11 protein-coding genes are annotated in these 12,739 nt (G+C 67.9%); 5 read left to right on the top strand and 6 right to left on the bottom strand.

The annotated features are described in order from the left end of the window. Positions 1–134 precede the first annotated feature (134 nt). From ku to ACW17V_RS01010, 5 genes are all read left to right on the top strand, one after another. Positions 135–983, top strand: a complete 849-nt coding sequence (ku, locus tag ACW17V_RS00990) for a non-homologous end joining protein Ku (RefSeq protein ID WP_492107046.1) — start codon at positions 135–137, stop codon at positions 981–983. Positions 984–1,353: 370 nt separating this feature from the next. After that, positions 1,354–2,565, top strand: a complete 1,212-nt coding sequence (locus tag ACW17V_RS00995) for an outer membrane beta-barrel protein (RefSeq protein WP_492107047.1) — start codon at positions 1,354–1,356, stop codon at positions 2,563–2,565. Positions 2,566–3,002: 437 nt separating this feature from the next. Beyond that, positions 3,003–4,883: a ribonucleoside-diphosphate reductase subunit alpha gene (locus ACW17V_RS01000; protein WP_492107048.1), complete on the top strand. Its 1,881-nt coding sequence runs from the start codon at positions 3,003–3,005 to the stop codon at positions 4,881–4,883. 172 nt (positions 4,884–5,055) lie between these two features. Then, the gene (locus ACW17V_RS01005; RefSeq protein WP_492107049.1) at positions 5,056–6,075 is read left to right on the top strand and encodes a lipid A-modifier LpxR family protein; all 1,020 of its coding nucleotides are present in this window, start codon (positions 5,056–5,058) and stop codon (positions 6,073–6,075) included. 48 nt (positions 6,076–6,123) lie between these two features. After that, positions 6,124–6,447 carry a hypothetical protein gene (locus ACW17V_RS01010; protein ID WP_492107050.1) on the top strand — a complete coding sequence of 108 codons (324 nt, stop codon included), beginning with the start codon at positions 6,124–6,126 and terminating at the stop codon, positions 6,445–6,447. A gap of 38 nt (positions 6,448–6,485) precedes the next feature. On the opposite strand, the gene ACW17V_RS01015 is transcribed toward ACW17V_RS01010, so the two are convergent. From ACW17V_RS01015 to ACW17V_RS01040, 6 genes are all read right to left on the bottom strand, one after another. After that, positions 6,486–7,718 (bottom strand): patatin-like phospholipase family protein, encoded by a 1,233-nt coding sequence (locus ACW17V_RS01015; RefSeq protein WP_492107051.1) that lies wholly within the window; start codon positions 7,716–7,718, stop codon positions 6,486–6,488. 7 nt (positions 7,719–7,725) lie between these two features. After that, complete coding sequence (trhA, locus tag ACW17V_RS01020) at positions 7,726–8,388, bottom strand: PAQR family membrane homeostasis protein TrhA (RefSeq protein WP_492107052.1); 663 nt, start codon at positions 8,386–8,388, stop codon at positions 7,726–7,728. Positions 8,389–8,458: 70 nt separating this feature from the next. Continuing rightward, entirely contained in the window at positions 8,459–9,229 is a 771-nt protein-coding gene (locus ACW17V_RS01025) for a sulfite exporter TauE/SafE family protein (RefSeq protein WP_492107053.1), read from the bottom strand. Between the two features lie 224 nt (positions 9,230–9,453). Continuing rightward, entirely contained in the window at positions 9,454–10,500 is a 1,047-nt protein-coding gene (locus ACW17V_RS01030; protein ID WP_492107054.1) for an aspartate-semialdehyde dehydrogenase, read from the bottom strand. Positions 10,501–10,727: 227 nt separating this feature from the next. Continuing rightward, entirely contained in the window at positions 10,728–11,438 is a 711-nt protein-coding gene (locus tag ACW17V_RS01035) for a CPBP family intramembrane glutamic endopeptidase, BDIM_20840 family (RefSeq protein WP_492107055.1), read from the bottom strand. Between the two features lie 61 nt (positions 11,439–11,499). Further along, positions 11,500–12,549: an AraC family transcriptional regulator gene (locus ACW17V_RS01040; RefSeq protein WP_492107056.1), complete on the bottom strand. Its 1,050-nt coding sequence runs from the start codon at positions 12,547–12,549 to the stop codon at positions 11,500–11,502. Positions 12,550–12,739: the final 190 nt, after the last annotated feature.

The raw sequence follows: 12,739 nt of genomic DNA on the forward strand, positions 1-12,739 counted from the left end.
CCGTTGCCGGAACAGAACGGGCTCGGCCGATTGTCGATCCCTGCCGCCGCGCCGCGCCGCCGCGCAGAACAAATTGGCCGCACGCCCGTTGAGTCGTCTTCGCGAAGCCATCACGGCGCTGAGGGGTTTTTGACATGGCCTATCGACCCACCTGGCAGGGGCATCTTCGCCTGTCGCTCGTCACCTGCCCGGTCGCGCTCTACACGGCGACCAGCAGCGGGGGCGACGTTCACTTCAACCTGATCAATCCCAAGACCAACAACCGCATCAAGATGATCACCACCGATCCCGACACGGGACCGATCGATCGGGCCGATCTGGTCAAGGGCTATGAAGTTTCCGACGGCCAGTACGTCCTGCTGACCGACGAGGAGATCAAATCGGTCAAGCTGGAGAGCACCAAGACCATCGACATCGAGCGGTTCGTGCCCGCCGCCGACATCGACCGAATCTACTGGGACAATCCCTATTATCTGGCCCCCGACGGCAAGCTGGCCCAGGAGGCTTTCGGCGTGATCCGCGAGGCCATGGAGCGCTCGGGCCAGATCGCCCTGGGTCGGGTGGTGCTGTCGACGCGCGAGCGCCTGCTGGCGCTGGAGCCGCGCGGGCAGGGCATACTGGCCTATTCGCTGCGGACCGACGACGAGGTGCGCAAGGCCGACGAGATCTTCGCCTCGATCACCGACAAGGCCCCGGACAAGGCCATGATCGCCATCGCCGAGAAGATCATCGAGCAGCAGAAGGGCCCCTTTGATCCCAGCCTGTTCGTGGATCGCTACGAGACCGCCCTGAAGGCGCTGATCGCCGACAAGCAGAAGGGCCACAAGGTCGAGAAGGTGGCCGAGACCGAGGACACCAATGTCGTGGACCTGATGGCGGCCCTGCGGGCCAGCCTCGCCGGGAAGCCGGCCAAGGAGCCCAGGGGCGGCAGCCGCGCCACCTCGAAGCCGGCCGCCAGGCCGCGGGCCCGCAAGGCCAGCTAGGCGCCGCTCGCTCCGCACCCGGACTGCCTGATCCGCCGCCGGCGAGCGCCGGGCGGATATTCACGCGTCGCGCGAATGACAGCATAGATGTGGCCGTACTGCGACAAAGCGCCACCTTTTCATGCACCAAGCCCTTGCGCGACCCGGTTTCACGTGCGAACCAACAGACTGGCGCTCTCAGCGGAAAATTTCAGCCGATACGCTCGGAAGTTGATTTTGTGGGGCGGTCTTGTTTGGCTTCCTGGAGCGAATATCCAGGTCAGCGAAACCTGACGAGTGTGGCTTTGCTGACACTTTCCCGGGACGTTCGCCTTGGTATAACGATGCTCGGTCGTCTTCGGCCGGAGCAGGGCAATAGAGGGCTCTTGATATGAAATTCAAACTCCTGGCGGGAGTCGCTCTGGCTGCGGTTTGCGCCGCGTCGGGCGTCTCCGCTCAAGAGACCGGCTGGTACGGCGCGGTCGACCTGGGCTACCACTTCCCGACCGCCATCGGCACCGAGTCCAGCCTGCGGGCCCCGGACAACGCCAACTATCACTGGCAGTGGGCCACCGATAAGGATTGGACCGGCTTTGTTCGTCTTGGCTACCAGTTCACCCCGAACTGGCGCGCTGAACTCGAAGGCGGCTATCGCCCCGGCGACCTGACCTCGGTTCGCGGCAACGCCGTTCGCCAACAGCCCCGCGGCCTCTGCGCCCCCGGCGTGATCCGCACCGCCGCCGCCGCCAATTGCGGCTCGCCGGACGGCTCGATCGACTCCTGGACCCTGATGGCGAACGTCCTGTACGACTTCGCTCCGGACGCCTGGATCAACCCCTTCGTCGGCGCCGGCCTCGGCCTCAACCGCGTTGACGTGAAGGCCCTGGGTCAGTTCAGCGGCGTTCAGGCCCCGATCTCGGCCAGCAACCCGGCTATCCAGAACCTCAGCGTTGACGACGACGACACCTCGATCGCCTGGCAAGCTCTGGCCGGCGCCTCGATCAAGGCGACCGACAAGCTGAAGATCGACGTCACCTATCGCTATCTCGCCGGCTACGACACCGAGTGGCTGTCGACGGGTTCCGCTGGCGCCCTGCAACCGGGCACCTTCGGTGGCCAGTACAAGGACCAGTCGGTGACCGTGGGTCTCCGCTATTCCTTCGCTGCCCCGCCGGCCCCGCCGCCCCCGCCGCCCCCGCCCCCGCCGCCCCCTCCGCCCCCGCCGCCTCCGCCCCCGCCGCCTCCCCCGCCGCCTCCGCCGGCGTATGAGGCTCGCGAGTTCATCGTCTACTTCCCGTTCGATCAGTACGTGCTGACGCCGGAAGCCCAGTCGGTGGTTTCGGAAGCCGCGAACTACGCCAACGCCGGCAAGGCGACGAAGCTGGTGGTCGTCGGTCACACCGACACCTCGGGTTCGCCGAAGTACAACGCCCGCCTGTCGGAGCGTCGTGCGAAGGCCGTTGCTGACGCCCTGGTTGGTCTGGGCGTCGCCCAGGACACCCTGGCCGTTGACTGGAAGGGCGAAAGCGCCCCCGCCGTCGCCACCGGCGATGGTGTGAAGGAACCGCTGAACCGCCGTTCCACGATCTCGATCAACTTCTAAGATCTGGATCAACTTGATCTGGGAAGGGCCTGGCGGCGACGCCGGGCCCTTTTCTTTTGCGCCGTAGGCCCTTCAGGAGGGCCCTGGCCACCTCGCGCACGCCAACGTCCCGCGACCGCGCTCAAGCCCCTGGTGTGACCGACCCGGGGCGCCCATGGACCATGCTGTGGGCGGATGTCGAAGTCCGGGGGCGGATCGCTTGACCGGGCTTGTGACCGTCTGTCGCAGCTGAAAAAAGTTCGCTTGGGCAACCCCTTGATCCTGCCCGCTAAGTTGGAGCCGTTCACAGCTTGTTAACGAAAAACTCGCCTGCGGGGCGTTGACGAGTCATTAGCCACTGTGGCCCCATATGTGGGCTGAGGGGGCTCCTCGGCCACAAGATGTAGCGGCTGGGCGGGGCGTTCCCTTCTCCGGAACACGCTGATTGATTATGGATTTTGGTCATGAACGGCAGTGAAGCGGCGAAGACGACTGCGCTCCCCCAGGGTCGCACCGAGGGTATGCGGGTCTCCGAGCGTCCGAAATTGGCGCTGGTGCGCAAGGTCGAGGTCGATCGCTCGCGCGACGCCCTGCTGACCGATTTCGGCAAGACCACCCTGGAAGATCGCTATCTGCTGCCGGGCGAGTCCTATCAGGACATGTTCGCCCGCGTGTCGACCGCCTTCGCCGACGACGCCGACCACGCCCAGCGCGTCTATGACTACATGAGCAAGCTGTGGTTCATGCCGTCGACCCCGGTGCTCAGCAATGGCGGCGCCGAGCGCGGCCTGCCGATCAGCTGCTTCCTGAACTCGGTCTCCGACAGCCTGGACGGCATCCTGAGTGTCTGGAACGAGAACGTCTGGCTGGCGGCCAACGGCGGCGGCATCGGCACCTACTGGGGCGGCGTCCGGTCGATCGGCGAGAAGGTCAAGGGCCAGGGCCAGACCAGCGGCATCATCCCCTTCATCCGCGTGATGGACAGCCTGACCCTGGCGATCAGCCAGGGCTCGCTGCGCCGCGGCTCGGCGGCCGTCTATCTGGACATCCACCACCCGGAAATCGAAGAGTTCCTGGAAATCCGCAAGGCGTCGGGCGACTTCAACCGCAAGTCCCTGAACCTGCACCACGGCATCTCGATCAGCGACGAGTTCATGCACGCGGTCCGCGACGGCCTGAAGTTTGGCCTGCGCTCGCCCAAGACCAACGAAGTGCTGCGCGAGGTCGACGCCCGCTCGCTGTGGCAGAAGGTGCTGGAGCTGCGCCTGCAGACCGGCGAGCCCTATCTGATCTTCTCCGACACCGTGAACCGCGCCATGCCCCAGCACCAGCGCGAGCTGGGCCTGACCGTGCGCCAGTCCAACCTGTGCAGCGAGATCATGCTGCACACCGGCGTCGATCACCTTGGCAATGACCGCACGGCCGTCTGCTGCCTGTCGTCGGTCAACGCCGAGACCTTCATGGAATGGCGCGACGAGCCGATGTTCATCGAGGACATCATGCGCTTCCTAGACAACGTCCTGCAGGACTTCATCGACCGCGCGCCGGACGCCGCCGCCACCGCCGCCTATGCCGCCATGCGCGAGCGTTCGGTGGGCCTGGGCCTGATGGGCTTCCACAGCTTCCTGCAAAGCCAGAACGTGCCCTTCGAGAGCGCGCTGGCCAAGAGCTGGAACATGCGGATGTTCAAGCACCTGCGCCGCGAGGCCGACAAGGCCTCGATCGCCATCGGTGAAGAGAAGGGCCCGTGCCCGGACGCCGCCGATCGCGGCTCGATGGAGCGCTTCTCGCACAAGCTGGCCATCGCCCCGACCGCCTCGATCTCGATCATCTGCGGCGGCACCAGCGCCGGCATCGAGCCGATCCCGGCCAATATCTACACGCACAAGACCCTGTCGGGGTCGTTCGCGGTCAAGAACCCCTATCTGGAGAAGCTGCTCGAAGAAAAGGGCCACAACACCGACGCGGTGTGGGGCACGATCCTGGAGAACGAGGGCTCGGTCCAGCACCTGGACTTCCTCAGCCAGGACGACAAGGACGTCTACAAGACCGCCTTCGAGCTGGACCAGCGCTGGGTGGTCGAACTGGCCGCCGATCGCACGCCGGAAATCTGCCAGAGCCAGTCGGTCAACATCTTCCTGCCGGGCGATGTCGACAAGTGGGACCTGCACATGCTGCACTGGCAGGCCTGGGAGCGCGGCGTCAAATCGCTGTACTATCTGCGCTCGAAGTCGGTTCAGCGGGCTTCCTATGCCGGCTCGGAATTCGCGGTCGAGCCGACCGGCGGTTTCGATATCGCCGAGAAGACCGACTACGAGGAATGCCTCGCCTGCCAATAGGCGGCCAGAAAAATTCAAGATGGTTAAGCGGCGGCGGGGTCAAAAACCCCGCCGCCGTTTGCGTTTCTGGAACCCTTTTGGAGTCACGCTGTTCACCCTGTGGGCTTTCGTCGCGGTAGACAGCCGCGATTTACGGGATAGGCTGACGACAACTGGGATTGGGGAATCCGCCGTGCGGATCAGGGAAACGGGACTTTCCGCGCTCTGCCTGACAGTCATGACCCTGGTCATGGCCGCGACGCCCGTATCCGTCGCTCAGGCCGCGCCAAAGGCCTCCAAGACCCCTCCAGCCAAACCCTCGAAGACTGTCGCGGCCACAGACGAGGCCGCCTCCGTCAGCTTCCAGCTGAGCGCCCCCACGGCCGAGCCCATGAAGCTCACCCGCAACGAGGTTCAGCCCGCCGACACCGCCGCCGCCGGCTTCGCGCCGCGCGAGGTGGGCTCGCCCCAGGGCCGCGTGGAGGGCCAGTTCGCACTCTCGCCCGCCGCCACCTTCGGCGATGTGCGGCTGCTGGACGCCGACCGCTATTATGACGGCCGCGGCCCGGTGAGCTGGCGCTCCAACGCCTTCGTGGTCGGCCAGACGGAAGGCGGTGCGGTCGATTCATTGCGTGTTTCGGTCGCCGCCGTGGCCCGCAACGCCGCCATCGCACCGCTCAGCCTGGTGCGCCCTGACGCCCAGGCCTTCGACGCCGAAAACATCGACGTCACCCTGACGCGCGGCTGGCCTTCGGCGGTCAAGCTGGAGGCGGGCAAGTACGCCCTGGATTTCTCGCCCCATGCCGGCTTTGGCTTTGGCGACGCGGGCGGTTCGGCCGAGGCCGGCGCCACCGTGCGCCTGGGCAAGAATGTCGAGGACCGGGTCAGCGACTCCCTGGGCCTGCGCGACGGCGACGAGGCCTTCGGCCAGCGCGGGCGCTGGTACGTGTTCGCCGCCGCCAGCGGCCGGGCCGTGGGCCTGAACATGCTGCGCGGCCAGGACGGCGACTGGAGCCGGGCCGGCATGAGCTCGGACGTCAACAGCAAGCTGATCGGCGACGCCCAGGCCGGCGTGGCCTGGCGCAAGGGGCCGATGCAGGCCTCGGTCGGCTACATCCATCGCGAGATGAAGGCCAAGGACGTCATCATGGGCATGGCCACCCAGAAGGACTCGATGGTAGCCCTGTCTTTCAGCCTGAAACCGAACTGGTAGGGCTCTCGGCGCTTGAGTTTCGCGCCGTGATCATGCGATAGCGCCCCCATGACTGACAGCGAGCCCCCGCGCCGCAAGATCCTGAGCCTCAAGAGCGGCGTCGCCGCGCCCGGAGGCCCAAAGCCGCTGGAGCGCATGGCCCGTCCGGCGCGCCCGGTCGTGCCCGAACCGCCGCCTCCGCCGCCTCCGGCCGTGGGCGACTGGAAGTGCAAGCCGTGCGGCACGCGCTTTGACCCTTCGCCCGATCTGGCCGACGAGGATTCCGTTCGCTGCCCGTCGTGCAATGCGCGCCTGGGCCTGGCGTCCGACTTCCGCGCCGATCCGCCCAACGTGGAAAAGCTGCGCGCCCGTCACCTCAAGAAAGCCACCTGAAGAAAGCCATCTGAAAAAGGCCTGAGCCGCGGCGTCCGTTATTCCAGAACGTCGGTCGGGCCGGGGTCGATGTCGGCCCGGGCAGGCTGACGCCGGAACAGGCCCCTCCAGCCGGTGGGCTCGGGCGAGGGGCTGGCCCAGACGCTGCCCGCCATGGCCAGGCGCTCGGCCTCATCGAAGATGGCGCGCATGGTCGCGGTGTCGAATTTCAGCATGTTCAGATTGTCGAAGCTCGACGGAATCGAGGCGACGCTGAGCGGCAGATTGTGGCGCGCGCAGAAACCGGCGGCCAGGCTGAGCGCCTGCCGATAGGAAAACCGCAGCATGGTCTCGAAGCCGCGCACCATGATCGAGGCCACCCCGGCCGGGGTCGAGCGTGGCGAGGGGTCCAGCACCGTGTTGACGATCACATAGACCCTGCCGCGCCTCAGGCGCTGGCCCAGGCTGCGCCAGTGGAGCAGGGCGTCGGGCATCAGGAACAGCGGCGCGGCGACGCCGCCATCGACATGCATTTCCTGATAGCGCTCGCCGCCTGCCTCGACCGTGAACAGCTTGGCCGGGAACAGGCCCGGCACCGAGGCCGAGGCCAGCATGACGTCGCGAAACAGCTGCAGGGCGGCCTCGCCGCCGCGGCTGGCGATCGCGCCCATGTCCCAGATGACGGCCTTCTGGTTGTCGAGATTGGTGGTGGCGATCAGCAGGCGACGGCCCCGGGCGTGCTCGCGGGCCACGGCCTCGACCACCACCTCGTCGATGAACGGCCAGACCAGCGCCTCCAGGCCCTCGCCCTTGAACAGGCCGGCCCCCAGGCCCCCGGCGAAGCCCTTGATGCTGAGCAGGTCGGCCGCGTGGCCGCCGACATAGGAGTCGGTCAGGCGTTCGTCCCAGGCCGAGCCCAGAAAGGCCAGGGGCGCGATCAGGGCGCCGGTGCTGACCCCGGTGACGATGGCGAATTCGGGTCGCGCGCCGGCCTTGGACAGGCCGGTCAGCACGCCCGCCCCATAGGCGCCGCCGGAGGCTCCGCCCGACAGGGCCAGGATGTTGAAGTCGGCGCGACCCAGCAGCGAGCGGGTCGGGGTCAGGCGGTCGGCGACGGCGTTCAGGGCCTGGTCGGCCTGATCCGCCGTCAGGCGCACGCCGGGAAAATCGACGATCTCGGCCAGCTGGTTGGCCGGCGGGGTCGCCAGGCGCTTGCCGCGCAGGGGATCGCCCGTCCACCAGTCGGCGAACAGGCTCTGTACGGTGGTCTTGCTCTCCGGCCCCCGACTCAAGCCGGCCTCACGCGTGCGAGCCAGCCAGGACCACGCCGACCAGCACGGCGGCGTAGTGCAGGCCCGCGCCGCCGATCACATGGCCGTGCCAGATGGCGCGGCGGAACTTCAGGCGGCGCATCAGATAGAAGATCGTGCCGGTCGAATAGACGATGCCGCCGATGGCCAGCAGCAGCAGGGCCACCCAGGACAGGCCGTCGATCATCGGCTTGATGGCCACCAGCACCAGCCAGCCCAGGGCCAGGTACAGGCCGACCCAGAAGCGCTTGTCCAGGCCCGGCAGCAGCAACTTGGCCAGCACGCCGACGGTGGCCACGGTCCAGACGGCCGTGGTCATGCCGATCGCCCACCAGCCGGTCAGGTTCTGGGTGGTGAAGGGGGTGTAGGACGCGGCGATCATCACGAAGATGCCGGCATGGTCAAAGCGACGCAGCAGCGGCCGCCAGCGGGTGGTGGCGAAATTGTAGGCCGTCGACAGCGACAGCATCAGGATCAGGCCGACCGTATAGACCGACACCGCCGCGACCTGTTTCAGGTCGCCGATCCCGAAGGCCAGGCCCAGCAGGATGCCGCCGCCCAGCAACGCGCAGGCCAGGCCGGCCAGATGCACGATGAGGTCGGCGAACTTGGCGCCCGGGGTCGGATAGTGCGTGGTGATGATGTCGGTCATGGAGTCAGTCTAATCGCGTCGGATGACGTATGAACGACGATGATCATGGCGCCGAAAGGGCGGCGGGTCGTCAGGAAAGCAAAGCGACGCTCCCGTCAAACACCAGCTTTCCGCCGACCGCGACCAAAAGGACATAGATCACGCGATAGAAGCCCTCTGCCGGAACCCGTCGCACCAGCCAGACCCCGGCCCAGGTCGAGGCGATGGCCAGGGGCAGCAGCACGCCGGCGGTGGCCAGCACCTTGGGCGTGAACTGGCCCAGGGCGATATAGGCCGGCACCTTCATCCAGTTGACCACGGCGAAGAAGATGGCGCTGGTGCCGATGAAGACGTCGCGCGGCAGGCGGCGCGGCAGCACATAGATCTGGAACGGCGGCCCGCCGGCATGGGCGATCTGGCTGGTGAAGCCCGCCGTCAGGCCGCACAGGGCCCCCAGCCACGGCCGGCCCGCTGTGGTTCCCAGCTGTTCGGAGACCTTGACCGCCCGCTCGGCCCACAGCCGCTGCAGGGCGAAGACGATCGAGATCAGGCCCACGGCCAGCTCGACCGCCGCCGGCGAGACAAAGGCCGCCAGCGCCCAACCCAGAAAGATGCCGATCGCGGCGGCCGGCAGCATCAGCTTCAGCAGGCCCTTGTCCCAGGTTTTGCGGAACGCCCAGACGCTGACGACGTCCTGCACGATCAGGATCGGCAGCAGGATGGCGGCGGCCAGCACCGGCGAGATGGCCAGGGCCAGCAGCGGCGTCGCCACCACCCCGATCCCCGCGAACCCGCCCTTGGCCAGGCCCAGCAGGATCACGGCCGGGATGGCGACGGCGTAGAAGAAGGGATCGGTCAGCATGGCGGGGACTTAGCAGGTCGGGCTTTGCGAGACCACGCGCCTCTCCATCCGCCCACGTTGCCCCCTTCCCCCTTTGATGGGGGAAGGGTTGGGGATGGGGGTGACAGAGGTTCAGGATGTGGCGCAGCCTGCGTGAAATCGTCCGGCGGGGTCACCCCCAACCCCGCCCTTCCCCCATCAAAGGGGGAAGGGAGAAGAGGTCAGGGGGCAAGTCTGGTGACCCCCTACGCCCCCAGCATCACCTCGGCGATCTGCACGGCGTTCAGGGCCGCGCCCTTTCGCAGGTTGTCGCCGGTGACGAACAGCGCCAGGCCGTGGGCCACGGTGGGGTCGGGACGGAGGCGGCCGACGAAGACCGGGTCCTGGCCGGTCGCGGCCAGAGGGTTGGGCACGTCGTCGAGCACGACGCCCGGCGCGGCGGCCAGCAGGGCCGTGGCCTGCGCCACCGAGAGCGGCCGCTCGAACTCGGCGTTGATCGACAGCGAATGGCCCGTGAACACCGGCACCCGCACGCAGGTGCTGGACACCGGGAGGCCCGGGATCTCGAGGATCTTGCGGGTCTCGTCGCGCAGCTTCAGCTCTTCCTCGGTATAGCCATCCTCGGCCAGCACGTAGTTCAGCGGCACCACGTTATAGGCCAGGGGCACGGCCCACTTTTCGGGCGGGGGCAGGGCGACGGCGTCGCCGCTCAGGGCCAGGCCCGCCACATCGCCCTTGGCGCCGGCGGCCAGCTGCTTGGCCAGTACCTCGATGCCGGCCACGCCGCCACCCGAAGCGGCCTGATAGGTGCTGACCGTCAGACGCTTGAGGCCGGCGGCCTCGTGCAGCGGCTTCAGCGCCGGCATGGCGGCCATGGTGGTGCAGTTGGGATTGGCGACGATGCCCTTGGGGATATGGTTCAGGGCGTGCGGATTGACCTCCGACACCACCAGCGGCACGTCGGGATCGCCGCGCCAGGCCGAGGAGTTGTCGATCACGATCGCCCCGGCCGCGACGGCCTTGGGGGCCAGTTGGCGCGAGGCAGCGCCGCCGGCCGAGAAGAACACCAGGTCCAGGCCCGTGAAGTCGGCGGTTTCGGCGTTCTCGACGGTGATCTCGCGGCCCTGGAACGCGATCTTCGTCCCCGCCGAACGGGGCGAGGCGAACAGGCGCAGCGAGGCCAGCGGGAAGTCGCGCTCCGCCAGCAGTTCGCGCATCATGCCGCCGACCAGGCCGGTGGCGCCGACGACGCCGACATGCGGGGGATTGGAACGGGAAAATCTGAAGCTCACGGGGGTACGTCTCCTGGAAAGTGCGGAGGCGCGGGGAGCTTCAGGTCTCTTGCAAAGTGAGAGCCGCCCCGCGCATCGGCGGGGCTGAGTTCGGGATGCGGACTAGATCGCGCACAGACCCGAAGACGCCCCACCGAAGCGGGTCGTTTTTGGGGTCATAATAGTGGTCGCGGCGATGTGCATCGGCGGGGTTTCTAGCGGCGAAGCTTGGCGAGGTAAAGCCTGCGCTAGAGAAACAGCGAGGCGGCGTTGCCTACGCTGTGCATCGCCATGGGCAGCAGCACGCTGCCAGTGCGCAGGCGGATCCAGACGGCGATGAACGACGGGCCGGCGGTCAGGGCCATCGTCAGGACGTCGAAGGAGACCTTGCCGTGCGACACTCCGAAGGCGTGGGCCAGGCCAAACAGGCCGCAGGACAGCACCGCGCCCCAGCCCCATTCGACGCCCAGAAAGCGCGCTCGGCCGGTAAAGGCGCGGTCCAGCGCCAGCAGCAGGACACCGCGATAGAAGGCCTCTTCTTCCAGACTGGGCATCGTCAGCTGGAAGGCGATGGTCTCGGCGGACGCGGGTTCATTGGGAAAGGCCAGGGCCAGACCGACGAACAGCAGGCCATAGAGGCCTGCGACGATCAGCGGCGCCTTCAGGCGGGACTGGCGCAGGGTGAGGCCGCTGGCGCGCCAGCCGAAGACGGGCAGGGCGGCCACCGCCAGGGTGGCGACCAGGGCCGCGAGCTTGCCCTGCCAGTTCCAGTCGCCGGGGATCAGATCCGGAACCAGCCGATAGACGCGCGTCAGCAGGGCGTCATTGAGCAGGACCAGTCCCGCCGCCACCAGCAGCCATCGCAGCGAGACGCCCTGACGCCCACCCGGCAGCGCGATCGCCCCGCCCGCCGCCAGAAGCAGCGCCACGATCGCGCTGATGCTCAAGATGCCGTCCATGAAATCGCCTCGCGTTCCGATCGAGGCTTGGCCTTAGGGCGGCCAAGGGGGCGCCCGCTCCTCAGAAGACGGCGGGGCGTTCCTCAGGAGTCGGCACGGCGCGAAAGGCGCTGGGCGGCCGGCCCTCCACCGCCTGAAAGGCGCGGTTGAATGAGGCCAGCGAGGCAAAGCCGCTGTCCAGCGCGATGGCGATCAGCTTGTCGTCGGCCCGCGCCGGATCAGTCAGCAGCCGTCTGGCCTCGGCCACGCGGCAGGTGTTCAGGAAGGCGCGGAAGTGGTCGTGGCCCAGACGGTGGTTGATCAGCCGGCGGACCGTCCGCTCGGGCGCGCCCATCCGGCGCACGAAATCGGCGAAGGTGAGGTCGGGCGTCAGGTGGACCTTCTCGACTTCGATCAGCACCCGCAGGCGCTCGGTCAGGCGCGCTTCCTCGCCCTGGGCGGGCAGGGCGACGGGCGCGGCGGCGCTGGCCGGGGCGGGAACCGGCAGCAGGCGCAGCGCCAGCCAGGCGGCGAAGGCCAGCAGGGCGGCGTTCTGGATGATGGTGAAGCCCTGCGGCCCCCAGTCCAGCCCCATGATCAGGTCGACCAGGAAGTCGCCGGCCAGCTGGCCGGCCAGGAGCGCAACGACCAGGACCCGCGCGCGCCGCCGCTCGTCGACCAGATCACCGGCGTGGTCGCGGACCAGCCGCCAGGCGAGATGGCCGATCATGCCCAGGCCGAGCGCGATCAGCGCCCACGACAGGCCCTTGCTCTCCAGCGCCGGCCCCAGCAGGCCGCGATCGGCGCTGGCGATGGTCAGCCAGGCCAGACCCGCGGCCAGGACTCCGCCACGCGGCCGGAAGGCTGCATCAAAGCTCGCCAGGCAGAACCACCACAGAAAGACGGCGGCGTAGCCGGCGATCAGCGCGGCCGTCGCGCTCAGCGGCCCGGAGAGGCGCAGCGCCGGTTCGGGCGTGTTTCCGGCCAGGAACCCGGCCAGACACAGGGCCATGGGCGCGAAATAGGCGGCCAGCCGCCGGGTGCGCGGATCGCGGGCCAGCAGCGCCGCGAGCAACAGCAGCAGGGTGGCCCCCGCGACTCGCACGATCACGTCGAGCTGGCTGAGGTCCATGGGGCTCCGGTGGGGCGGTGGTCGGGTGAGTGGTTCTAGAGCGTTCGAGGCGGGCGCCTCAACTGCCGAACTCCCCTTCCCGTGTCATCCCGGAGAGCCTCTGAGAGGCTTCCAGGATGAAAGGAGTGGGTTTGCTTCCTTCTCGCCGGAGAAGGAGCCCTCCCTAAATCTCACGGCGAGACGATCGCAG

Source organism: Caulobacter sp. FV2ye17ST, assembly GCF_058680955.1.